Consider the following 25,231-nt stretch of genomic DNA (forward strand, 5'->3'; position numbering starts at 1 on the left):
CGTTTTGCGGGTGCCGCCGCTGGTGACGTAGGCGCATGTGCCGTTACTGGTGACGTAGGCGCATGTGCCGTTACTGGTGCTTGTAGTGCTTGATGGACTGGTCCTTGGCCGCCGCGTCCGCGTAGCCCTGGATCTTCTTGATGGCCTCGGCCGGGGTCAGTCGCCCTGCCATCATCTCGCCGAGACCGGAGACACCGATCTGTTCCTTCTGAAGCTTCACGTACCAGTCCTGGAGCCGCGGGTTGACGACGTTGTCGCCGGCCTTGTCCAGGGCCGCGACACCGGACTTGAGACCCGGGGTCAGCTCGACGCCGTCGGTACCGCCGTTGAGGGCGGTGAGTGACTTCACCTGGGTGGTGAAGTTCTTCGACGAGGCCTCACTGAGCATGATGCGCAACTGCTCCATACCGCCCGTGGGGTTGGCCGCCTTGGCCGGGACGATGAAGGGCTCGCCGCCGGAGGCCCAGATCGTACCGAACGGCATCTTGTCGGAGCTGTCGAGGCCGGTGGGACCACTGACGGCCAGATTGAAGTCGGCGGGGATGACGTTCGCGGACTCGTTCTCGACCCAGGAGCCGTTCGGGATGAAGAGCGCCTCACCCTTGGCCCAGGCGGTCTGCGACTGGATGTGGTCGATTCCCGGAGTGCCCTTGAGGATGTAACCCTTCTTGAAGAGCTCGTAGTACGCCTCGAACGCGGACTTGACGGCCGGGTCCTTCCAGGCGTTCGGCTCCAGGTTGTCGATCCTGTCGAGAACCTCGCGGCCGCCGATCTTGGCGATGAACGGGTAGAGCGAGAACGGCAGGTAGTACGGGTACTTGCCCGCGTACGTCCAGCCGGCGATGCCCTGCTTCTTCGCCTTCTCGCAGAGCGCGAGCATGGCGTCCCAGTCCTCGGGGTACGTCGCGTCGAGTCTGTCGAGAGCGGTCTGCGAGTACCAGACGCCGTAGACCGTGTACGCGTAGTACATGATCCAGACCGGGTCTCCGTCGAACTGGCCCATCTCGACGATGCCGGGGCGCAGCGTGTCGCGGACCTTCTTCGCCGGGTCGTCGATGGACGGCGCGTCGAGGAGCGGGGTGAGGTCGGTGAGCTGCTTCTTTCCGACCAGCACGCCCATGTCCATCTGCTGGGCGCCGGAGTTGTCGATCAGATCCGGAGGAGTGCCGCCGTTGAACTTGGGCTGTAGTTCGGACTGGATCTTCTGGGTCTTGTGGAAATCGATCTTGACCTTGGGGTACGCCTTCTTGTATTCGGCGTTGGCGTCGGTCGCGTACTTCGTGCCGAAACCACCGTCGAAGATGACGACGGAAAGCGTGGCCGTCTCATTGACGCCCAGCGGGTTCTTCGTCGTCTTCTTGCCGGTCTCGGCCTTGTCTCCCGAACCGCTGTCACTGCTCGCACAAGCGGACAAAAAGCTCATCGTCGGTACGGAAATCAGGCCGAGCGCTGCCGAACGCTTGATCAGATCGCGCCGTCCGACACCCTCGGGGTTGCTGTTCTCGGCGGAAGTGGATCCCATGCTCAAGTCCTCGCCTTCTTCAGGACTCAGGCGGTGAACCGGATCCTCCCCGGCACCGCGGTTGGGTCAAGCTGGGGTCGTACGGGAGGGATTCAGTGGAACGACGTGGCGATCGGTGTAAGTGACACAGTCCACCCCCTTCACATTTCCCCCCGTGTCGCGCCTGTACACAGCCGATGAACAGGGGCAGACGCCGACAGGTATAGTCCACTTCACGCCAATGGAGCAAGATCGAATGCACGTTTGGTTGTCGGTCTTTTCCGAGTTGAGACCTCGCGGAAATGTGGGACAGCCACGCGTTCCTCCCGAGAAGATCCACAGGGTGCCAACCTCCCACGATGGGAGCAATGCGCGGCTTGTCGTGCGATATTCACCACGGACGCCACATTCAACACCCTTGACATCACTGACAACTTGACTCCCTACTGGTCCTTGCGGAGCGATTCTGACAACGTTGTCCAGGTGTAGGGAGGGTGCTCGGATATGCAGCACGGAGCTCGGTACAGACGGAGTTCTTCGACAGGACACAGATGGAGTTCCGCCACGGCCGTGGGAGTGGCTGCCCTCTCCCTGCTGGTCGCCTCACAGGGCGCGGCGATCGCCCAGCCGGTCCAGGCGGCGGCCCCCGACCGTGAGTTCGCGTCCTCCTTCGAGACGGACGACCCGGCCCCGGACTGGCTGAGCACCGTCGACACCGCACCCGACGGGACAAAGCGGTCGTCCGGTGTCGACGGCGGATACAGCTCGGGCATCCCCGGCAATGTGACCGACCAGGTCACCGACGTCCGGGCCAGTGGCGAGAACACGGGCGGGGGTGAGGTGAAGGAGAACCTCGCCGACCTCGAGTCGAGCACCAAGTGGCTGGTCTTCGAGTCCAGCGGCTGGGCGGAGTTCGACCTGAGCGCTCCGGTCAAGGTGGTCACGTACGCGCTGACCTCGGCCAACGACCACGACGAGCGCGACCCCCAGGACTGGACCCTCCAGGGCTCCACGGACGGCAAGGACTGGAAGACCCTCGACACCCGCACCGGCGAGTCCTTCGCCGAGAGGTTCCAGACAAAGTCGTACGACATCACGAGTCCGGTCGAGTACCAGCACTTCCGCCTCGACATCACCAAGATCCACAGCGGCGACATCCTTCAGCTCGCCGACGTCCAGTTCTCCACGGGCGCGACCGAGGACCCGACGCCCAAGGACATGCTCTCGCTGGTGGACCGCGGCCCGAGCGGCTCCCCGACGGCCAAGGCGGGCGCGGGCTTCACCGGCACGCGGGCCCTGCGGTACGCCGGTACGCACAAGGCGGACGGCCAGGCGTACTCGTACAACAAGGTCTTCGACGTGAACGTGGCCGTCGACCGCGACACGGAGCTGTCGTACAAGATCTTCCCGTCGATGGCGGACGGCGATCTGGACTACGACGCCACCAACGTGGCCGTGGACCTGGTCTTCACGGACGGCACCTATCTGAGCGGCCTCAAGGCCCTGGACCAGCACGGGTTCGCGCTGACACCGCAGGGGCAGGGCGCGTCCCAGGTCCTCTACGTCAACCAGTGGAACAGCGTCTCCTCGCGGATCGGTTCGGTCGCGGCGGGCAAGACGGTGGACCGGATCCTGGTCGGGTACGACTCCCCGAAGGGCCCGGCGAAGTTCCGCGGCTGGCTCGACGACGTGACGCTGAAGACCGTCGCGCCCGAGAACCCGAAGGCGCATCTGTCCGACTACGCCTCGACCATCCGCGGCACCAACTCCAGCGGCGGCTTCTCGCGCGGCAACAACTTCCCGGCGACGGCCGTCCCGCACGGCTTCAACTTCTGGACGCCGGTGACCAACGCGGGCTCGCTCAGCTGGCTCTACGACTACGCGCGGGCCAACAACGCGGACAACCTGCCCACCATCCAGGCGTTCAGCGCCAGCCATGAGCCGAGCCCCTGGATGGGTGACCGGCAGACCTTCCAGGTGATGCCGTCGGCGGCGTCCGGCACCCCCGACACCGGCCGTGACGCACGCGAGCTCGCCTTCAGCCACGAGAACGAGACCGCGACCCCGTACTACTACGGCGTCACCTTCGAGAACGGTCTCAAGGCCGAGATGGCGCCCACCGACCACGCGGCCGCGCTGCGGTTCACCTATCCCGGTGACGACGCGAGCGTGGTCTTCGACAACGTCACCGACCAGGCCGGGCTGACACTCGACAAGGAGAACGGGATCGTCACCGGCTACTCGGACGTGAAGTCCGGGCTGTCGACGGGGGCGACACGGCTCTTCGTGTACGGGGTGCTCGACGCGCCGGTGACCGAGGGCGACTCCAGCGGAGTCAAGGGCTACCTGAAGCTCGACGCCGGCGACGACCGGACCGTCACCCTGCGCCTCGCCACCTCACTCATCAGCATCGACCAGGCCAAGGACAACCTGCGCCAGGAGATCCCCGACGGCACGTCCTTCGGGACGGTCAAGGCGCGGGCCCAGCAGCAGTGGGACGACATCCTCGACACGGTCGAGGTCGAGGGCGCGACGCCGGACCAGCTGACGACGCTGTACTCCAGCATGTACCGGCTGTACCTGTACCCCAACTCCGGCTTCGAGAAGGTCGGTTCGAAGTACCAGTACGCCTCGCCCTTCTCGCCCATGCCGAACCCGGACACCCCCACCCACACCGGCGCGAAGATCGTCGACGGCAAGGTGTACGTCAACAACGGCTTCTGGGACACCTATCGGACGACCTGGCCGGCGTACTCACTCCTGACGCCCGATCAGGCGGGTGAGATGGTCGACGGGTTCGTGCAGCAGTACAAGGACGGCGGCTGGACCTCGCGCTGGTCCTCGCCCGGGTACGCGGACCTGATGACCGGTACGTCCTCGGACGTGGCGTTCGCCGACGCGTACGTGAAGGGCGTCGACTTCGACGCGGAGTCGGCGTACGACGCGGCGGTCAAGAACGCGACCGTCGTCCCCCCGTCGTCCGGTGTGGGCCGCAAGGGCATGGCCACCTCGCCCTTCCTCGGCTACACGAGTACGGACACGCACGAGGGCCTCTCCTGGGCTCTGGAGGGCTATCTCAACGACTACGGCATCGCCAAGATGGGCGAGGCCCTCTACAAGAAGACCGGCGAGAAGCATTACAAGGAGGAAGCCGCGTACTTCCTCAACCGCGCCCAGGACTATGTGAATCTCTTCGACCCCCAGGCCGGCTTCTTCCAGGGCAAGGACGCGAGCGGCGACTGGCGGGTCGAGTCGTCCGAGTACGACCCGCGCGTGTGGGGTTACGACTACACCGAGACCGACGGCTGGGGATACGCCTTCACCGCGCCGCAGGATTCAAAGGGTCTCGCGAATCTGTACGGCGGCCAGAGCGGGTTGGCGGACAAGCTCGACACGTACTTCGCCACGCCCGAGACGGCTTCGCCGGAGTTCGTGGGCTCCTACGGCGGGGTCATCCACGAGATGACGGAGGCCCGTGACGTACGGATGGGCCAGTACGGGCACTCCAACCAGGTCGCCCACCACGTGAATTACATGTACGACGCGGCGGGCCAGCCCTGGAAGACGCAGGAGAACGTCCGCGAGGTCATGTCCCGCCTCTACACCGGCAGCGATATCGGGCAGGGCTACCACGGCGACGAGGACAACGGCGAACAGTCGGCCTGGTACCTCTTCTCCGCGCTCGGCTTCTATCCGCTGGTGATGGGCAGCGGTGAATACGCCATCGGCTCCCCGCTGTTCACCAAGGCGACCGTCCATCTGGAGAACGGCAAGGACCTCGTCGTCAAGGCGCCGAAGAACAGTACGAAGAACGTGTACGTGCAGGGCCTGAAGGTCAACGGCAAGAAGTGGACGTCGACTTCGCTCCCCCACTCGCTCATCTCCAAGGGTGCGGTGCTGGAGTTCGACATGGGGCCGAAGCCGTCCTCCTGGGGTACCGGGAAGAACGCGGCGCCCGTGTCGATCACCAAGGACGACAAGGTGCCCGCGCCGCGCACGGACGCTCTGAAGGGTGCGGGCGCGCTGTTCGACAACACCTCGGCGACGGCCGCGAGCGTGACGGCGGTGGAGCTGCCGACGTCCGCCGCCACCAAGGGCGTCCAGTACACGCTGACGTCCTCGGCGGACCACACGACGGCGCCGACCGGCTGGGTCCTCCAGGGCTCGTCCGACGGCACGAAGTGGACCGACCTGGACAAGCGCTCCGGTGAGTCCTTCACCTGGGACAAGCAGACCCGGGCGTTCTCCATCGCGAAACCGGGCTCGTACCCGCACTACCGCCTGGTCCTGACCGGCGAGGCGACGCTGGCAGAGGTGGAACTGCTGGCCTGACGGACCCCCATGGGGAAGGGCGGGCGCGGAGTCTGACTCCACGCCCGCCCTTTCCGTACTCCGTTCCCGGGGTCAGTTCACCGCGAGGGTGTAGACGTGGAGATCCGTGTTGGCGGGCAGTCGCACGCTCGTGATGGTCTTGCCGGACGGGGCGGCGAAGGGCTTGGTGGCGAAGACGTACGTCTTCACCGGGTCCTTGTCCGCGCCCGCGACGTTGCGGTACGCGGCCACGGCGACGGTCTCGTTGCCGTACTGGACGGTGCCGCCCCCGCCGCCGACGGTCCAGTCGGTGAAGGAGAGGTCGACGAGTTCGGTGCTGCCGTCGGTGTAGGTGACGGTCGCCTTGGTCTGCTGGTTGCCGTTGACCGCGCTGCCGATGAAGGACAACTGGGTCGCGGGCTCGGTGAGTTCGATGGTCTGGCTGGTCGCCGTGGCGTTGTCGGGGCGGCCGGACGGTGAGTCGGGCCAGGTGTAGGTGAGACCGCCGGACAGCGTGCCCTGGTGGCCGGCGGTCAGCCCCGCGGCGGCGAGGGCCTGGCGGGAGTAACTCCAGCCGCCGCCGTCGTAGTCGGCCTCGTCGTGGTCGCCGACATCGTCCGAGACGCCGGTGTTGTTGTAGGCGGCGAGGAGGGAGCCGGGAGCGGCGACGGTGAGGGACACCGGCTGCTCGTAGGAGGTGTCGGCCGATGTCACCGTGACCTTGACGTCGTAGAAGCCCTGCGTGGCGTCCGAGGCGGCGGACAGGGTGATCGCCTGTGTGCCGTCGACCACCGTTCCCTCGGCGGGCGTTGCCGTCACACCGTCCGGCACGTCCACGGTGAAGCGGACCTCGGGGCCGGTCCCACCGCTCAGGGCGAGGGCGCGGATGTCGAGCTCGGTGCTACCGCCGGGCGCGAGCGTGGCCGTGGTCGGGCCCACGCCGATCTGGTAGGGCTGCTCACCCTCACGGAAGGACGGCGGGGCGGCTGCCGCACTGCCGGCCCACTGCTTGTTGGGGGTGGCACCCAGCGTGTAGTCGAGCGTGCCGCCGTTGCGGACGAAGGACGCCGGGAGCCAGGCGCGGTCGCTGGTACGGCCGTTGACCTTCAGCGACTGCACGTACGGGGTGTCGGCGGACGCGCCCGTCGCGCGGATCTTGATGTCGGCGCCGCCCGGGCGGTCGATCTCGACCCTCGGGAACAGCGGTGAGGACAGGGTGAGTTCGGCGCGGGAGGGCACCTGGGGGTACATGCCGAGCGCGGAGAAGACGTACCAGGACGACATGGCGCCGAGGTCGTCGTTGCCGGGGATGCCGCCCGGCCCGGTGGACCAGAGCTGGTTCATGGCCGCGCGGACGGTCTCCTGCGTCTTGTAGGGCTCGCCCGCGTAGTCGTACAGGTAGGGCACGTTGATCGACGGCTCGTTGTCGAGTTCCGACTTGTCGCCGCCGCTGCCCGTGAACGCCCAGCTGCCGTCGGCGTTGTGGAAGAAGGTGTCAAGACGGTCCAGGGCCGCGTCCTTGCCGCCCATGGCCGCGAAGAGGCCTGCCGGGTTGTGCTGCACCATCCAGGTGTACTGGGCCGCCGTACCCTCGACGAAGCCGTTGCCGGTCGCCGGGGTGAAGCCGGTGACCCAGCTGCCGTCCGCCTTGCGGTTGGCGATGTAGCCGCCCGTCGGGTCGGCCGCGATGTTGAAGTTGTTCTGCCACCACTGGGAGCGGGTGGCGAACTCGGCCGCCGTCTCCTTCTCCCCTGCCGCCGTGGCCAGTTGGGAGATCGCGAAGTCCGCCCCGGACATCTCCAGGGTCTCGGCGGCGCCGCCCCAGGCGTTGGACACGGACGGCATGTAGTTCTGTTCGAGGTACTTGTCGAGGGACGGCCGCTGGCCCACCGAGAGGACCGGCTTGCCCGCGGACGAGAGGTCCTGCTCGGTCGGTACGGTCGCCGCCTTCACCAGCGAGTCGAGGGCGCCGTCCAGGTCGAAGTCCGTGCCGCCGAAGGCCAGGATGCCGGCGAGCGCGGTCGGTGAGGGGTCACCGTTCATGACGTGCGTGCCGCTCGCCCCGTGCAGCCAGCGGTCCCAGATGCCGCCGTTCTGCCGCGCCAGTTCGAGCAGCGACTGCGCGATGTCGGAGCCGGTGTCCGGGCTGACCAGGGTCAGCAGCTGGACCTGCGAGCGGTAGACGTCCCAGCCGGAGAAGGTGCCGTACTGGGCCTTGTGGCCCCGGCTCACGGTGTGGACCTTGTCGTCGCTGCCTCTGTATCTGCGGTCGGCGTCACTGATGACGTTCGGGTGCAGGAGTGCGTGGTAGAGCGCGGTGTAGAAGGTGGTGCGCTCGGCGTCGGTGCCGCCGCCGACCTTGATCGCGTCGAGCTGGTCGCGCCAGGCCCGGTGGGCGGCGTCCTTGACCGAGGCGAAGGAGCGGGACGGAGGGTTCTCGGCCGCTAGATTGGCCTTGGCGCCCGCCTGACTGACGTACGAGATACCGACCTTGACGTTCACCGGGCCGGTGCCGGGCTCGAACTCCACGTAGCCGCCCGCGCCCTTGCCCGCGACCGGACGGCCGCCGGTGGCGAATCCTCCGGTGCCGCCACTCGCCTCCGTGGAACCCGGGCTCAGCTTGTCGTCCTGCCAGGTGCCGGTCGCCTTGAAGTCACGGTCGAAGCTGGCCGTGAAGTAGAGCGTGTAGTAGGCGCGTTGGCCCGCAGGGTCGAGGTATCCACAGAAGTCCCCGGAGGTGACGGAGCCGGAGACCGTGCGGGTCGCCGGGTCGATCTTGACATCCGAAGTCGTCGAGCCCACTTCGGAGTTGGCGGTGCGGATCAGCAGCGAGGCGGGCTTGTCGGCGGGGTAGGTGAACTGGCCCGAGCCCGTGCGTGTGGTCGCCGTGAGATCGGCGGTGACGCCGGAGGCCAGGCCCACCTTGTAGTGGCCGGGCTCGGCGCTCTCGTCGGCGTGCGTGAAGTCGGCGGCGTACACCGCGTCCTTGGTGTCGCTCGCCGGGGAGGAGGTGACCTCGCCCGCGTAAGGGAAGAACGGGATGTCCCCGCTGCCGCCCGCGCAGCCCGTCCCGGACATGTGGGTGAGGCTGAAGCCGCGAATGCGGGTGGCGTCGTACTGATAGCCGCCGGGCGCGGCCGTGCTGGTGGCGCTGCCCCGGGTGTTCTCGGGGCTCCAGGAGAGCATGCCGAAGGGCACGACGGCGCCGGGGAAGACGTTGCCGAGGTTCTTGGTGCCGATGAGCGGGTCGACGTAGGCGGTGGGGTCCCGGACGAGGTCCGGTGCGGGGGCGCTGGCGGCCACCGCGGGGGTGATCCCACTGGCCGCCAGGGCGACGGCCAGCAGGATGGATGACGGACGGAAACGCATGACGCGGCCCCTCCTCCTTCGGACGGGTCGCGCACCACAGGTCGCACAAGCCGCTCGGACAGTAACGTGCGCCACGCCTACCACGGAAGAGCGCGTACGGAGCCGGGGGCTCGCCCGGCTCGCCACCCCGACGGCTCAGCACGCGCGCCGGCGCTCGTCAAGTGGCTTGACATCGTTGTTCGTTGACGCGGTAGAGTCATGCACATACCAATAGACAACGTTGTCGCGCACCACGATCGATACAAGCCACGCACAAAGCCACGTACAAAGCATGGGCAGGTCACGCTCGTGCGCCGTAAGAAGTGACTGACGCACGAAGCGACACCCGCAGAGTCGTGCAAAACCACGCAGAGCCATGCGGAGCCACGCACCGACCCGGGCCAGGTATTCCCCCATACCCTGCCCGGGCTCGCGGACCGGGCGAGTCCCGAAAGGCCCACCCGGTCCGCCCCGAGCGACACACTGTTGGCTACGCACGCCTCCCGCTCACGAGCCCGTCCACCTACGAACGGCCGTGCGCGGACGACTCCGGAGCGGCGATTTCGGCCACATCCGAAGCGAACGGAGCGAGCGGGTTCGGCAGGGCGGAAGGGAGTCGGGCGATCGGATCCGACCCGGCCGTGACCAGCGCCGGCCGGCCCACGGTCGGCAGGAAAATCGCGAACTCCGTATGCCCCGGCTCGCTCCGAACCTCGATCAGGCCGCCGTGTGCCGCCGTGATGGCTTCGACGATGGCGAGCCCCAGCCCGGAACCGCCGTCCGCCGGGCCGCTTCGGGCGCGGGAGACGTCGCCCCGGGTGAACCGTTCGAAGACGGTGGGAAGCAGGTGCGACGGGATGCCCGGGCCGTCGTCGCGGACGCGGACGACGCAGTGCGCCTCCGCAGCCTCCACCGAGGCGATGACCGTGGTGCCAACAGGCGTGTGCATACGGGCGTTGGCCAACAGGTTGGCCAACACCTGATGCAGTCGGGCCTCGTCCCCGAGGACGAGGGCCGGGGAGTCGAGGAGCAGCCCCAGCTGCCAGTGATGGCTGTCCCCCGCCGCCCGCGCGTCCCACACCGCCTCCGCGACGAGCGCGGCGAGGTCCACCTCGGTCGACTCAAGGGGCCGCCCCTCGTCGAGCCGGGCGAGCAGCAACAGGCCCTCGACGAGTCCGGTCATCCGCGCCGACTCGGCGGAGACCCGCCGCCAGGCCAGCGTGGGTTCGATCCGCTCGGTGCCGCGGTTCATCAGTTCCGCGTATCCGGCGATCGACGCGAGTGGCGTACGGAGCTCGTGGCTGGCGTCCGACAGGAAGCGGCGCATACGTTCCTCGCTGCGCCGGCGTTCGGTGAGCGAGGACTCGACGTGGTCGATCATGCGGTTGAGGGCGGCGCCGACCTGGCCGGCCTCGCTGCCGGGATCGGTGTCCTGCTCCGGCACCCGGATGAGACCGGCGACCTGGCCGTGCCCCAGCGGGGCGCGCGAGACCTCGACGGCGGTCGCGGCGACCCGGCCGAGCGGACGCAGTTGACGTCTGATGACGACGGCGCAGACACAGCCGGCGACCACGAGTCCGGCGGCCGCCACCACGGCCTCGACCAGGACCAGAGCGCTGATCATCTCCTGTACGTCGTCCATCGGGAGGCCGGTGAGGACGGCTCGCCCGTCGCCGTCGAGGGCGGTGACCCGGTAGGTGCCGAGGCCGGGGACGGTCCTGGTGTGCAGCGAGCCGTCGGGGTCGAGCCCTTCGAGAGCGGCGCGCTGGTCGGCGGTGAGCGGCTTCTCCTCGCCGGCGCCGGTCACGACCTCGGCGGCGAGGACGTTCCCTTTGTCGTCGAGCCGGGCGGCGACCGTGCCGACGGCCTGTCCTTGCTCCCTGAGGAAACCGAGGTCCGTGTCCGTGCCCGGTCCGACCTGGGCCCCGCCCTCGCTGCGCTCGGCGGCGTTCCTGACGCGCTGGTCGAGGTTGCCGAGCAGATAGGCGTGCTGCGCGAGGACCGTGGTGAGGGCCATGGCCACGCACACGGCGATGAGTGTGGCGCTGATGAACACGAGGAGCCGGGTGCGCAGGGACCGCCCTTGCAGCCGCCTCCACAGCGACCGCTCCGGCGGGCCTGCCCGCAGCGACGAGTCCGGTATCCGTTCCCGTGCGGCCGTCATCTGCTCTCCTCCGCCGGCCTGATGGCGTAGCCCACCCCACGCACGGTGTGGATCACGGGCGCACGGCCCTTGTCGATCTTCCGGCGGAGGCAGGAGGTGTACACCTCGACCAGGTTTCCGTCGCCGTCGAAGGGGCTGTTCTTCACCCGGTACAGGATCCGGGCCTTGCTCAGCACCTGGCGCGGGTGGCTCAGCGGCAGGCTGAGCAGGTCGAACTCCTTGGCGGTGAGCCGGACGGGCCTGCCGTCGCGGTGCGCCTCTCGGGTGTCCTCGCTCAGCACTAGGTCGCCGAGGACGCGCGCGGACCCCTCGGACCTGCGGTCGTGCGCGCCGGAGCGCCGCAGCGGTCCGCGCAGCCGCAGGACGCCCTCTTCGAGCGAGAAGGGCTGCGTCATGTCGGGCAGCATCCCGTCGGGCACGGCGGCGTGCGGGGCGCAGCCGCGTGCTGCGCGCAACGCGCTCTCCCCGTCGGCCGCCGGGGAGGGCCGCCGGCCGGCCTCCGTGACGGCCACGGAGAGCAGTTCCGTGAGGCCGGGTTCGTCATGGACGATCGGCACGCGCACACGGTCGCTTCGGGTGCCAGACATGTGACGATCCTGTCCCGGTCTGCTGGGGGAATCCTGTGTTCCGCCTGAGATGAGCCCATGTCCCCAAGTCGTGATACGGGGGAAATAACAGCGGGCCGCACCCCCGTTTCCGGGGATGCGGCCCTCAACTGCCTTGCTGTACGGCTTACTTGACCGCTTACTTAGCCGCTTACTTGCGGATCAGGCTGCGCAGCACGTACTGCAGGATGCCGCCGTTGCGGTAGTAGTCGGCCTCGCCGGGGGTGTCGATGCGGACGACCGCGTCGAACTCCACGCCGGTGTCGGTGGTGACCTTGACCGTACGGGGGGTGGTGCCGTCGTTCAGCTCGGTGATGCCGGCGAAGGAGAAGGCCTCCTCGCCGGTCAGGCCGAGGGTCTGGGCGGACTGGCCCGCGGGGTATTGCAGCGGGATGACGCCCATGCCGATCAGGTTCGAGCGGTGGATGCGCTCGTAGGACTCGGCGATGACGGCCTTGACGCCGAGCAGTGCGGTGCCCTTGGCGGCCCAGTCGCGGGACGAGCCGGAGCCGTACTCCTTGCCGGCCAGGATGACCAGCGGGGTGCCCTGCTCGATGTAGTTGCGCGAGGCGTCGTAGATGAAGGCGACGGGGGCGCCCTCGACGGTGAAGTCGCGGGTGTAGCCGCCCTCGGTGCCCGGCGCGATCTGGTTGCGCAGGCGGATGTTGGCGAAGGTGCCGCGGATCATGACCTCGTGGTTGCCTCGGCGCGAGCCGTAGGAGTTGAAGTCACGCCGCTCGATGCCGTGCTCGGTGAGGTACTTGCCCGCCGGGGTGTCGGCCTTGATCGCGCCGGCCGGGGAGATGTGGTCGGTGGTGACCGAGTCGCCCAGCTTGGCAAGGACGCGGGCACCGGTGATGTCGGTGACCGGGGACGGCTCGTGCGCCATGCCCTCGAAGTACGGGGGCTTGCGGACGTAGGTGGACTGCGGGTCCCACTCGAAGGTGTTGCCGGTCGGGATCTCCAGCGCCTGCCACTGGGCGTCGCCCGCGAAGACGTCGGCGTAGGACTTGTTGAACATGTCCTCGCCGATGGCGTTCGCCACGACGTCGTTGACCTCGGCCTCGGTCGGCCAGATGTCTTCCAGGTAGACCGGCTTGCCGTCCTGGTCGACGCCGAGCGCGTCCTTGGTGATGTCCACCTTCATGGAACCCGCGAGCGCGTACGCGACGACCAGCGGCGGGGAGGCCAGGTAGTTCATCTTGACGTCGGGGTTGATCCGGCCCTCGAAGTTGCGGTTGCCGGAGAGCACCGCGGCGACGGCCAGGTCGTGCTCGTTGACCGCCTTGGAGACCTCCTCGGGCAGCGGGCCCGAGTTGCCGATGCAGGTGGTGCAGCCGTAGCCGACGAGGTTGAAGCCGACCTTGTCGAGGTAGGGGGTGAGCCCCGCCTTGTCGAAGTAGTCGGTGACGACCTTGGAGCCCGGGGCGAGGGTGGTCTTGACCCACGGCTTGCGGGTCAGGCCCTTCTCCACGGCCTTCTTCGCGACGAGCGCGGCGGCGACCATGACGTACGGGTTCGAGGTGTTGGTGCAGGAGGTGATCGCGGCGACGGTGACGGCGCCGTGGTCGATCTCGTACGTCGAACCGTCCGGCGCCGTGACCGTGGTCGGGCGGGTCGGTACGCCGTTGGCGCTGGCCGGGGCGTCGGAGGCCGGGAAGGACTCCTTGCCCGCCTCGTCGTCGTCCTCGACGTAGTTGCGGACGTCCTGCGCGAACTGCTGCGCGGCGTTCGCGAGGACGATCCGGTCCTGCGGGCGCTTGGGTCCGGCGATCGACGGGACGACCGTGGAGAGGTCGAGCTCCAGCTTCTCGGAGAAGTCGGGCTCGGCGGCCGGGTCGAGCCAGAGGCCCTGCTCCTTGGCGTACGCCTCGACCAGCGCGAGCTGCTGGGCGTCGCGGCCCGTCAGCTTCAGGTACTTGATGGTCTCGTCGTCGATCGGGAAGATCGCGGCGGTGGAACCGAACTCCGGCGACATGTTGCCGATGGTGGCGCGGTTGGCCAGCGAGGTCGCGGCCACACCCTCGCCGTAGAACTCGACGAACTTGCCGACGACGCCGTGCTTGCGCAGCATCTCGGTGATCGTGAGCACCAGGTCGGTGGCGGTGGTGCCGGGCGTGAGCTCACCGGTGAGCTTGAAGCCGACGACGCGCGGGATGAGCATCGAGACCGGCTGGCCGAGCATCGCGGCCTCGGCCTCGATACCGCCGACGCCCCAGCCCAGGACGCCCAGGCCGTTGACCATCGTGGTGTGCGAGTCGGTGCCGACGAGGGTGTCGGGGTAGGCCTGGCCGCCGCGGACCATGACCGTACGGGCCAGGTGCTCGATGTTGACCTGGTGGACGATGCCGGTGCCCGGGGGGACGACCTTGAACTCGTCGAAGGCGGTCTGGCCCCAGCGCAGGAACTGGTAGCGCTCCTTGTTACGGCCGTACTCCAGCTCGACGTTCTGCGCGAAGGCCTCGTTCGTGCCGAACTTGTCGGCGATCACCGAGTGGTCGATGACCAGCTCGGCCGGCGCCAGCGGGTTGATCTTCGCCGGGTCACCGCCGAGCTCCTTGACGGCCTCACGCATGGTGGCGAGGTCCACGACGCAGGGCACGCCGGTGAAGTCCTGCATGATCACGCGGGCGGGCGTGAACTGGATCTCCTGGCTGGGCTGCGCCTGGGAGTCCCAGTTGCCGATGGACCGGATGTGGTCGGCGGTGATGTTCGCGCCGTCCTCGGTGCGGAGGAGGTTCTCCAGCAGCACCTTCAGGCTGTACGGAAGGCGAGCCGAGCCTTCCACCTTGTCCAGCCGGAAGATCTCGTACGACTCGTCGCCCACCTGCAGCGTGCTGCGGGCGTCGAAGCTGTTCGCCGACACGACAGTCTCCTTCATGCATATATGTGCGCTTGCTACCGCATCCTGCCGCCACGGCGTCTCGACGATCCGCTAAGGTAAGGCTAAGTTAGGTATGCCTTACTGGAGTGGCGGCTTTCGGTGCGCCTCGGCAGATATCTCGATGTCGAGATAACTCTAGTACATGGGCGTGGACTGGTCATGCCCGGCCTCTTTCGGGGTACCCGCTGTCAACCGGGAACCACCCGGCGTAACCGCCACAAAGAGGGGGCACCCATGCCGCTCACGTTCCGCAAGAGTTTCCGAATCTTTCCCGGAGTGCGGCTGAACATCAACCGCAAGTCGATGTCCATCACCACCGGCGAAGGTCACGGACCCCGGCACACCCGCAGCACCACCGGGCGCCGGACCACCTCGCAGAATTTGCCGGGCCCCTTCGGGTGGCGGCGCACCAGGCGGAGCAAGCGGGACAACTGACGGTCGGAGCCGTCGGCAGCAGGGTCGACGCCGAGGCGACGGAGCGCGCACACCGGCGGGCGGAGGGGTCAACTCCCCCGCCCCCGGCCCGTGCTGGGGGCGACACTCGGATGGGCGCGCTCCGCTTCTCTTTATCTCACAAGAGATATACGGTCGCGCCATGGCAGACGACTACCTCGTACGCATCGGCAAGCTCATCCGTGACGCCCGGCAGCACCGGGGCTGGACACAGTCGCAACTTGCCGAGGCGCTCGGCACCAGTCAGAGTGCCGTCAATCGCATCGAGCGCGGCAACCAAAACATCAGCCTTGAGATGATCGCCCGAATCGGTGAAGCCCTGGACAGTGAGATCGTCTCGCTGGGCTACGCGGGTCCGATGCATCTGCGCGTGGTCGGCGGACGTCGTCTGTCCGGTTCGATCGACGTCAAGACCAGTAAGAACGCGTGTGTGGCGCTGCTGTGCGCGACGCTGCTCAACAAGGGGCGCACGGTGCTCCGCCGGGTCGCCCGGATCGAAGAGGTGTACCGCCTTCTGGAGGTACTCGGCTCGATCGGCGTGCGCACCCGCTGGATCAACGACGGGGTCGACCTGGAGATCGTGCCCCCGAGCGAGCTGGACATGGAGGCGATCGACGCCGCTGCCGCCGTGCGTACGCGGTCCATCATCATGTTCCTCGGGCCGCTGCTGCACAGGATGGACAGCTTCAAGCTGCCGTACGCGGGCGGTTGCGACCTGGGGACGCGGACGATCGAGCCGCACATGATCGCGCTGCGCCGCTTCGGTCTTGACATCGCCGCCACCGAGGGGATCTACCACGCGCAGGTGGACCGCTCGGTCTCCCCCGGCCGCCCGATCGTGCTGACCGAGCGCGGCGACACGGTGACCGAGAACGCGCTGCTCGCCGCCGCCCGCCACGACGGCGTGACCGTCATCCGTAACGCCTCCTCCAACTACATGGTCCAGGACCTGTGCTTCTTCCTGGAGGCCCTGGGCGTACGGGTCGAGGGCATCGGCACCACGACGCTCACCGTGCACGGTGTGCCGAACATCGACGTGGACGTGGACTACTCCCCGTCCGAGGACCCGGTCGAGGCGATGAGCCTGCTGGCCGCCGCGGTGGTCACCGAGTCCGAGCTGACGGTGTGCCGGGTGCCGATCGAGTTCCTGGAGATCGAGCTCGCGGTGCTTGAGGAGATGGGCCTCGACCACGACCGTACGGCCGAGTACTTCGCGGACAACGGCCGTACGCGCCTGATCGACCTCACCGTGCGGCCCTCCAAGCTGGAGGCGCCGATCGACAAGATCCACCCGATGCCGTTCCCCGGCCTGAACATCGACAACGTCCCGTTCTTCGCGGCCATCGCGGCCTCCGCGCAGGGCAAGACGCTGATCCACGACTGGGTCTACGACAACCGGGCGATCTACCTGACGGACCTCAACCGCCTCGGCGGCCGGCTCCAACTCCTCGACCCGCACCGGGTCCTGGTGGAGGGCCCGACCCGCTGGCGCGCCGCCGAGATGATGTGCCCGCCCGCACTGCGCCCCGCGGTGGTCGTCCTGCTGGCCATGATGGCGGCCGACGGCACCTCCGTCCTGCGGAACGTGTACGTCATCAACCGCGGCTACGAGGACCTGGCCGAGCGGCTCAACTCGATCGGTGCGCAGATCGAGACGTTCCGGGACATCTGACCGGCCGACGCCGTTCAGCGGCTGCTCCCGCGCTGCCCCGTGGTCTCCGGGGCGGGGCGGGCGCGATGCCGTTCGGCGGCTGACCTCCTGCTGCCCCGTCGCCTCCGGGGCGGCGGGGTTCAGCCCAGCAGCAGTGACCTGGGCTGGGCGGAGAGAGCCCGGTCAAGGACCAGGGATGCCGCTCCCACGGCGGCGACCTTCTCGCCCAGCGTGGTCGAGACGACCGTCGTCGGATGGGTGGCCCGCACGAACGGGGACTGGGCGACCATCGGCTCGATGGTCGCCAGGAGCCGGTCGGCCAGCAACTGCCAGGTCGGTCCGCCGAAGACGACGGTGTCGACGTCCAGGAGCGTCGCCGCGGCGCAGACGCCCCGGCCGATCCGGATCGCCAGGCGCTCGATGATGCCGTCCGCCTGTCTCTCCCCGTCGGCGGCGAGCGCCGCCAACCGCTCCAGACCGCGCTGGGCATCGGCCGGATTCGTCACCGTGTACTCGGCGCCGAGCACGCCCAGGGCGATGGCCTCCTCGACGAGCGTCCGTGTCGAGCAGGCCGCGCCGAGTCCGCCGACCTCGCCCGCGTTTCCGGAGACGCCGCGCAGCACGGTGTCCTCCACCACGAGCCCCATCCCGGATCCGGTGCCGAGGTAGAAGAAGAGCAGGTTGCGGCTGTCGTTGGCCGCTCCGGTCCAGCGCTCGGCGACGGCGGCGGCCGTGACGTCCTTGTCGAGGAGTGCCGGGAAGCCGGTCGCCTCACTGAGCTTGTCGCGCAGCGGGTAACGACCCCAGCCGCGCAGCTCGGGAGGGTCGACGACCCAGCCTGCGGCCGCGTCGATGGGCCCGGGTGCGGCGATTCCCAGGCCCAGTATCCGCTCACGGTCGGCGCCCGACTCCGCCACGATCGCGGACACCGAGGCGGCCATGTCCGCGACGGTCCCATCGGTGTCGCCGCCACTGGGTGTTCCTTCGCTGCGCTGCGCCACGACGGTGCCGAGCAGATCCACCAGGACGCAGGTGATGACCGCGGGGTCGAGGTGTACTCCCAGCGCGTAGCGGGATGCCGGGACGATTTCCAGGAGGGTGCGGGGTTTCCCGCTGCCCGAGCTCTGCTTCCCCGACTCCCGCGCCACTCCCTGGTCGAGCAGCCGGCGGGTGATGTTCGAGACGGTCTGCGCGGACAGTCCGGTGGCCTGGGCCAGTTCCACCCGGCTCAGCCCCGTGGGGTGGCGGCGAATGGCGTCGAGGATCACCGACTCGTTGAAGTCACCGACGCGCGGCAGGTTGGTGCCGCGCCGGATCATGGACTTTCTGGTGCCCGCCGTCATGCTCGTCAACGTACTTCTCCCTGCCTCGGGCAGCGGCACCCTGCATCCGCCGCTCCGACGCATCCCATGAGTGGAATCCTATGACATACCTGTGTTTCCCCGGGCGGATCTTGCCCGTTCCGGGCAGCCGCTCACGGATCAGGCACTTTCGGTCCTTTCGCCGGCCGGGCGCAGGCGTAGCGTACGGATCTGGAAGGGCCTGAGCCTGAGGTCGGTGGACGTCTCGCCGGGCACGAGTGCCAGCTCCCGTTCCGGCTGCTCCAGCAGGTCGCAGTCGAATACGGCGGCAAGCGCGAACGCCGCGGACAGACGCGCCGAGGTCGCTCCCCCGCACGCTTCGTACAGGCGGACCACGACATCACCGCTGCGGTCGTCCGCGAGCTTGACCGACTCGACGAGCACATCGGCGGTGTCGAGTGCGACCAGGGCCTGAGCCTCGGCCAGGGCGGGCCGCAGGGGCAGGTTCAACGCGTAGCCCCCGGCGATCGCCTCCTCGATCCCGGCACCGGCGAGCAGCGCGTAGCTGAAGCCGTGTTTGCCGCGGTCGGCCTGCGGGTCGGGGCTGTGCGGTGCCCGGAGCAGGGAGAGCCGCACCGTCGTGGTGGTGCCGCCGTCCCCCCGTGTGTCGCGGCGTACGTCGTGACCGTAGGTGGAGTCGGTGAGCAGGGCCGCGCCCCAGTGCCGCTCGCCCACGTGCACCCAACGGTGCGCCCACAGTTCGAAGCGCGCCGCGTCCCAGCTGGTGTTCTCGTGCGTGGGCCGCTGCACATGCCCGAACTGGATCTCGGCGCTCTCCCGTTCGGCGTGCACGTCGAGCGGCCAGGCCGCCTTCAGTACGGTGTCGCGCTCCTGCCAGTCGATGTCGTTGCGGACGGTCACCTGCCGGCTCTCGGCGGCGAGCTCGATGCGCTGGACGAACCGGGAGGATCCGTGGACGCGCTCGACCCGCACCACCGCCAGCAGCGGACCGTCGTCCACGAGCGTCACCGACTCGGCCTCGTCCAGGTCGCGCACGGTGTCGCGGTAGTACGAGTCGAGGTTCCACGCCGACCACAGATTGGGGTCGTCGGGGTGGAGTTGGAGGAGGTTGCCGACGGCGCCGGGAGCGATCGCCTCCCGCTCCGCGGTGTGGTCGTAGACAGAGGTGAGCAGGCCGCGCCGGTCCACGACGACCGTCAACACCCCGTTGCCGAGGACGAATCCACCGTCCTTCGCCTCGGCTGTGACAGCCTCCCGGGGCTCCTTCACGGTGCCACCCGAGGCGAGGGGGCCGACCTCGGCGAGGACGGCGGTACGGCCGTCCGACAGGCGCTGCCCACCGGCGAATTCAGGGACGGCCACCACCTCGCGGCGCGCCAACGGCCCGGCGTTAAGGAGCGCGGGCCCGCCGGGCAGGTGGCCGACCACATCGGCGATCACCGTCTCGAGTTCGGCGTGGATCTCGGCGTACTCGCGCTCGGCCTGCCGGTGCACCCAGGCGATGGACGAGCCCGGCAGAATGTCGTGGAACTGGTTGAGCAGGACGCGCCGCCACAGCGATTCCAGACGCTCGTACGGGTACGGGGCGTCGGCCTGGACGGCGGCGGTGGCGGCCCAGAGTTCGGCCTCGCGCAGCAATGCCTCGCTACGCCGGTTGCCGCGCTTGGTGCGGGCCTGGCTCGTGTAGGTGCCGCGATGGTTCTCCAAATACAACTCGCCACGCCATACGGGGAGTTTGTCGCGCTCGGCACGGGCCGCCGCGAAGAACGCGTCGGGCGACTCGATCACGACCCTGGGTGAGCCTTCGAGGTCGCGCAGGCGGCGTGCCTTCTCCAGCATCGAGCGGGTGGGACCGCCACCGCCGTCACCGTGGCCGAACGGGGCCAACGAACGGGTGGCCACCCCCTTGTCCGCGAAGTTGCTTTCCGCGTGGGCGAGTTCACGTGCCGTGAGGGACGCGACGTAACTGTCGACGGGCGGGAAGTGGGTGAAGATCCGTGTTCCGTCGATTCCTTCCCAGGCGAAGGTGTGGTGCGGCAGGCGGTTCGTCTCGTTCCACGAGAGCTTCTGGGTGAGGAACCACTTGGCGCCGGCCAGCTTGGCGAGCTGGGGGTAGGCGGCGGTGTACCCGAACGAGTCGGGCAGCCACACGCCGTGCTGCTCGACGCCGAACTCCTCGGCGAAGAACCGCCGCCCGTACACCAGTTGGCGGGCCAGTGCCTCGCCGCCGGGGAGATTGCCGTCGGCCTCGACCCACATCCCGCCGACGGGCACCCAGTTGCCGTCGGCCGCCGCCTTCTTCATCCGGGCGAAGATCTCCGGCCGCTGCTCCTTCATCCACGCGTACTGCTGCGCCGAGGAGCAGGCGAACACCAGCTCGGGGTACTCCTGCGCCAGGGTGGTCATGTTGGTGAAGGTGCGCGCGCACTTGCGCACGGTCTCCCGGACCGGCCACAGCCAGGCCGAGTCGATGTGGGCGTGGCCGACCGCGGCGATCGTGTGCGCGGAGGCGTGCGCGGGCCGGGACAGCACATCGGCCAGGAGGCCCCGGGCCGCTGCCGCGGTGTTCGCCACGTCGGTCGGGTCGACGGCGCCGGCGGCCCGGCGCAGGGCGTGGAGGATCTCGTGGCGTCGGGAGGAGCCCAGCGGAAGCTCGTGCATCAACTCCGCGAGCACCTCGATGTCGTGGATGAGATGCCATACGTCGTCCTCGCGCACCGCGATCTCGGCCTGTTCGAGCCGGTAGATGTGCGCGGTGCCTGCCGTCTCCGGCGAACCGTGGTGGATGTGCAGGCCGGCGCTGGCGACGATCGGCGGGTTGGCGGCCAACTCCATCAGCAGGTCGACCCGGTCGCCACCGGTGGCGGAGTCGGCAAGCAGCACGCTGCGGCTGTACGGGTGCAGCCCCTGCATCGGCGAGCCCTGGGCGTCGTGGACCAGACCCTCCGCCTGGCCGCCCGGTCCCTTGGTCAGGTCGAAGCCCAGGTCGAAGACGGCCTCGACGCGGCGCCCCGACCACTCCTCGGGGATCTCCGCGCTCGCCCGCATCCAGGTGGTCGCCCAGGGGCCGCCCCAGGTGGAGCCGAGCGTGAACGGCTCGTAGTCGGCGTGCAGCGCGTCGGCCATGGGGACCGGTTCGCCGTCGACGTACCAGGCACTCAGGTCGAGGGGGCGCGCGGCGCTGTAGAGGGCGGGGCGGACGACCCGGTCCAGCAGCTTGCGGATCCGGTCCTCGATGATCCGGCGGTCGTCATGCACGGTGCTGGTCCTTCCAGGGGTCGTACGCGGAGCCGGGTGCGGGCAGCCGAATCGTGTCCTGTACGCCGTCCGGCCAGGTCACGTCCGCGAGCAGGGTGGTGCCGTGGGCGTGGGTGGTGACCTGGGGCAGGGCGGTGGGGTCGGCGCCGCCGAGGTGGATCAGGGCAACGTGGACGGTGCCGTGGGCGACAGGGCCGTCCGTCTCCACGACGGGAGTGGCGGATGCGGCACCCAGGGCATTGCTGTCGGTGCCGACCACCACGGACCCGCTGGGCAGTTGATGCACGCCGACGATGGCGGAGACCAGCCCGTCGGCGCCCGCGAGACGAGCGGTGGCGCCGTCTGCTGTGCCGAACACGGACTCGTCAGCGGTGACGCCGACCACCGCGCCGAACACGGACTCACCACCAACGACGCCGACCACCCCGCCGAACGCAGACTGCGGATCGACGGCCAACGCCCAACCGCCGACGCGCAGGACGTGTTCGGCCGGTTCGTCACCGGGGGCGGGGTCGACGCGTACGGCCCGTACCTCGACCGATCCGCGCAGCGCGGATCCGACGGTGATCCAGGGGCCGAGCGTGTAGCGGGAGTTGGGGCCGCCGAACGGATCCCAGGTCGCGTCCTGGGGCCAGTGCGCGCGGGAGCGCGAGACGGCGGTGGCGCCGTCCAGTGAGACCCGGGTCGCCGGACGCCGATGGGAGGCGCGGCCCGCCCCGTCCAGCAGGACGACCGCGTTGTCGAGCGGGTCGGCGTCCGAGCAGCCGCCGACGCCCGCGGTGGGATCGCCCGGGGTCTCGGGCGCGGTGTGCGTCGAGTAGGCGAAGCGTGCGTAGCAGGGGTCGTCCGCGTGCGGGCGTGCCGGGTCGGCATGGTCCCCGCCGTGGTGGACGACGCGGACGACGCCGTCGGCGGCGGTGCCGGAGACGAGCCAGCCGGGCCCGGCCAACGCCCGGGTGAAATCGGTCTGTTCGACGGCGAGGGGGATCTCCTCCTCGGTCCACACCGGGTGGTCGGGCGGCAGGGCGAGACCGATGAAGCCTTTGCTCGCCCAGTACGGCGAGGCGGGCCCCGAGTACGCCTGGAGGATGCCGCGGAAGGGCCGGTGCCAGCCCAGGGTGAGCAGGCCCGCTTCGTCGGTGGCCCCGTGACCGGTGAAGTGGTCGAGCATCCGGTTCGCGATCGCCCGGGTCTCCCCCGGTGCGAGCGGTGTGGCGTCGAACAGGGCGCCGGTCCACAGCGGGGCGAGCGCGGCGTGCCGGTAGGTGAGCGAGCGGCCCTGGATGAGCGGCGAGCCGTTCGCTCCGACCAGGAGCCGCTGGTCTTCCAGGAAGCGGCGCAGCCGGGCCCGGTAGCGGTCGAGCAGCCCGCTGGGTGCGGCGTCGCCGAGGATGCGGCAGAACCACAGCGGGTACAGGTGCATGGCCCAGCCGTTGTAGTGGTCGAAGTTGCGCCGCTCGCCGCCGGTGAGGCCGTCGGAGTACCAGCCGTCGCCCGCGTACCAGCCGTCGGTCAGCGCGATCACACGGTCGAGGTCCTGCTGGCGCCACTCCCCTCCGGCGGTGCGGGCGAACGCCTCGGTGACCCCCTGGAACCAGACCCAGTTGTTGCCGGGCATCGGGTCGCCGACCATCGGGGCGAGCCAGTCGAGGACGTGCTGTCTGACCTTGTCGTCGAGGCGGTCCCAGATCCAGGGCCGGGTCTCGTGCAGCGCGAGCGCGATGGACGCGGCCTCGACCTTGGCCTGGTTGCACTCGGAGAAGGTCGGCCAGCGCTCCGGGTTCCTCGGGTCGGTGCCGGCGGCCAGGCCGGCCGCGTACCACTCGGCGAGGCCGTGCGGGTCCTCCCCGCCCGCTCCGGCCAGCCGGAAGCCGGCCAGCAGGAACGTGCGGGCGAAGCCTTCGAGTCCGTCGCTGCGCACGCCGCTGTGGCTCGGCACGCCAGGCAGCTGCACCAGGGCGTTTCCTGCGGTGGCGTACGGCCGTACGGCGAGCAGCAGTTGGTCGGCGGTCCGCTCCCAGTGGGCGCGGTCTTCGGCGGGGGTACGGGTCATGAGTTCCGGGTCTCCCATGCCTGTTCGAACTCGCGGCGGATCTGGTCGCCTGCTTCCTTGCGCCAGTTCTTCATCGCGTCGTCCCACTCACTCAGCGGGACGCGCCCCTGCATGATGCCCTTGCGGGTGTCGTCCAGGAGGGTGCCGAACAGCTTGGACTTCTTGGAGTCGGTCGGCGAGTACAGCGGCTCGGCGGGGTTCGGGATCAGCACCTTGACGGCTTCCTTCTGGAAGGCGTACTGGTTGTGCACGATGTCCGGTTTGGCCGGGTAGTACAGCGTGAACGGTGCGTCCGTCGCGAAGATGGTCGGCAGCGTGGCCTCGGCCTGGCCCTGCGGGGTGAGGACGGGGTCGGTGCCCTGGAGGGTGTGGTCGGGGCCCTGGACACCGTACTTGCGCTGTAGGTAGGCGTCGGTCCCGAAGGGGGCGGCGAGCGCGTTCATCGCGCGCAGGATCTGCTGGATACGGGACTTGGACGCCTTCTTGATGATGAGCGTGGCGTAGTTGGCCGAGCCCTGCCACTGACCGCCCTCGCCGCCGTCGAAGCCCGGAGCCATCATGTAACCGAGATCGAAGCCCTCCGTGGCCGGGGCGAAGTTGGTGTAGTAGTCGTTCCACGCGGCGGGGGCATCGGGGTTCATGACGGTCTGTCCGCTGCCGAACCACTCCTTCGCCTTGCCGAGCACGCTGTACATGTCCGGGTGCATCACGCCGGCCCTGGTGAGCTGGTTGACCGCGTCCAGGGACTGCTTGGCCTCCTCGGTCTCGTAGTACCAGGTGAACCTGCCGTTTTCCTCACGCCAGTTGTTGGGGGCCTTCAGCATCTTCATGACGAATTCCCACGCGGTGACGCTGTCGCCCATGGCGTACTGGTTGGCCTTCGGATCCGTGACGTCCTTGCAGAGCTGGAAGAACTCGGCCCAGCTCTTCGGATTCGGGTCGAGTCCCCGCTTCTCGATGAGGTCGAGCCGGGTGTAGGTGGGGCCGCCGGAGAGCGGGCGGGGCATGGGCAGCGCGTAGATACCGCCGTTGCGCACGCAGGGCGCCCAGGAGGCGGAGGGGATGTTGGCCAGGTACGGGTAGTCCCGGATGTTGTCGCCGGACAGATGCGGGGTGAGATCCTCGAAGAGGGTGTCCAGCATGTCCGGCGTGGCCGCCGAGTTCTGGTCCGGCCTGAGCATCAGCATCGCGTCGGGCAGATCGCCGCCCGCGATCGTCACGGCGAACTTGGGCGGGTAGTCGCCGACCGGTGTGATCGCGAAGTTGAGGTCGCAGCCCACGCTGTCGTTCAGGTTCTGCCACAGGACGTTGCGTCCCTCCGGCGGCGGCACCGGGTTGAAGATCAGCGTCATGATGTCGATGCCGGGCCCCTTGGCGGGCGGGCCGTCCGGGAAGGCCTTGACGGGGTCGGCCGGGTAGTTCAGATAGCCGGGCGCGACACCGTCCGCGGTGGCCGGCATCGACGTCGTCACGCCCTTGTAGGGGATGTAAGTGGGCAGCTGGGCCTGGGCGTTGGCGTCCCGCCCGGTGGCGAGACGGTAGTCCCCGCAGCCGGCCAGGGTCAGGCCCGCCGTGACGCCGACGGCGGAGGCGAGAAAGCCGCGACGGCTCAGTGCTGGGCGTGGCAGTGACTGTAGTAGCTGTAGTGGCCGCGGTGGCTGCAGTGGCCTCATAGGGCTGT

General features: G+C 69.0%; 12 protein-coding genes. 3 read left to right on the forward strand and 9 right to left on the reverse strand.

The genetic code is table 11. From position 1 onward, the window contains the following. Nucleotides 1-70: 70 nt before the first annotated feature. On the reverse strand, nucleotides 71-1,522 hold the full coding sequence (gene ngcE / locus ACIPC1_RS21710) for an N-acetylglucosamine/diacetylchitobiose ABC transporter substrate-binding protein (protein ID WP_402519190.1): 1,452 nt from the start codon (nucleotides 1,520-1,522) through the stop codon (nucleotides 71-73). A 483-nt stretch (nucleotides 1,523-2,005) separates the two neighbouring features. Here ngcE and ACIPC1_RS21715 point away from each other — a divergent pair, with 483 nt between their 5' ends. After that, a complete protein-coding gene (locus tag ACIPC1_RS21715; RefSeq protein WP_402519192.1) occupies nucleotides 2,006-5,833 on the forward strand; it encodes a GH92 family glycosyl hydrolase in 3,828 nt (1,275 codons plus the stop codon). A gap of 72 nt (nucleotides 5,834-5,905) precedes the next feature. On the opposite strand, the gene ACIPC1_RS21720 is transcribed toward ACIPC1_RS21715, so the two are convergent. The 4 genes from ACIPC1_RS21720 to acnA form a co-directional block, all read right to left on the reverse strand. Then, on the reverse strand, nucleotides 5,906-9,181 hold the full coding sequence (locus tag ACIPC1_RS21720; protein ID WP_402519193.1) for a GH92 family glycosyl hydrolase: 3,276 nt from the start codon (nucleotides 9,179-9,181) through the stop codon (nucleotides 5,906-5,908). 502 nt (nucleotides 9,182-9,683) lie between these two features. After that, complete coding sequence (locus ACIPC1_RS21725) at nucleotides 9,684-11,324, reverse strand: sensor histidine kinase (RefSeq protein ID WP_402519195.1); 1,641 nt, start codon at nucleotides 11,322-11,324, stop codon at nucleotides 9,684-9,686. Next, nucleotides 11,321-11,911: a response regulator transcription factor gene (locus ACIPC1_RS21730; protein WP_402519197.1), complete on the reverse strand. Its 591-nt coding sequence runs from the start codon at nucleotides 11,909-11,911 to the stop codon at nucleotides 11,321-11,323. The genes ACIPC1_RS21725 and ACIPC1_RS21730 overlap by 4 nt, the downstream gene beginning before the upstream one ends. Nucleotides 11,912-12,080: 169 nt before the next feature. Next, entirely contained in the window at nucleotides 12,081-14,795 is a 2,715-nt protein-coding gene (gene acnA, locus ACIPC1_RS21735; protein WP_402519199.1) for an aconitate hydratase AcnA, read from the reverse strand. A 252-nt stretch (nucleotides 14,796-15,047) separates the two neighbouring features. Here acnA and ACIPC1_RS21740 point away from each other — a divergent pair, with 252 nt between their 5' ends. Further along, complete coding sequence (locus ACIPC1_RS21740; RefSeq protein ID WP_402519201.1) at nucleotides 15,048-15,248, forward strand: DUF4236 domain-containing protein; 201 nt, start codon at nucleotides 15,048-15,050, stop codon at nucleotides 15,246-15,248. A gap of 160 nt (nucleotides 15,249-15,408) precedes the next feature. Continuing rightward, the gene (locus tag ACIPC1_RS21745) at nucleotides 15,409-16,938 is read left to right on the forward strand and encodes a helix-turn-helix domain-containing protein (protein ID WP_402519203.1); all 1,530 of its coding nucleotides are present in this window, start codon (nucleotides 15,409-15,411) and stop codon (nucleotides 16,936-16,938) included. Nucleotides 16,939-17,057: 119 nt separating this feature from the next. Here ACIPC1_RS21745 and ACIPC1_RS21750 read toward each other — a convergent pair whose 3' ends face one another. From ACIPC1_RS21750 to ACIPC1_RS21765, 4 genes are all read right to left on the reverse strand, one after another. Next, nucleotides 17,058-18,260 (reverse strand): ROK family transcriptional regulator, encoded by a 1,203-nt coding sequence (locus ACIPC1_RS21750; RefSeq protein WP_402519204.1) that lies wholly within the window; start codon nucleotides 18,258-18,260, stop codon nucleotides 17,058-17,060. A 138-nt stretch (nucleotides 18,261-18,398) separates the two neighbouring features. Then, complete coding sequence (locus ACIPC1_RS21755; protein WP_402519206.1) at nucleotides 18,399-21,497, reverse strand: alpha-mannosidase; 3,099 nt, start codon at nucleotides 21,495-21,497, stop codon at nucleotides 18,399-18,401. Beyond that, nucleotides 21,490-23,550, reverse strand: a complete 2,061-nt coding sequence (locus ACIPC1_RS21760; RefSeq protein ID WP_402519208.1) for a DUF2264 domain-containing protein — start codon at nucleotides 23,548-23,550, stop codon at nucleotides 21,490-21,492. Before ACIPC1_RS21760 ends, ACIPC1_RS21755 begins: the two co-directional genes overlap by 8 nt. After that, complete coding sequence (locus tag ACIPC1_RS21765; protein WP_402519210.1) at nucleotides 23,547-25,223, reverse strand: ABC transporter substrate-binding protein; 1,677 nt, start codon at nucleotides 25,221-25,223, stop codon at nucleotides 23,547-23,549. Before ACIPC1_RS21765 ends, ACIPC1_RS21760 begins: the two co-directional genes overlap by 4 nt. Between the last annotated feature and the right edge of the window lie 8 nt (nucleotides 25,224-25,231).

This window comes from Streptomyces sp. NPDC087263, from assembly GCF_044744645.1.
Classification (GTDB): Bacteria; Actinomycetota; Actinomycetes; order Streptomycetales; family Streptomycetaceae; genus Streptomyces.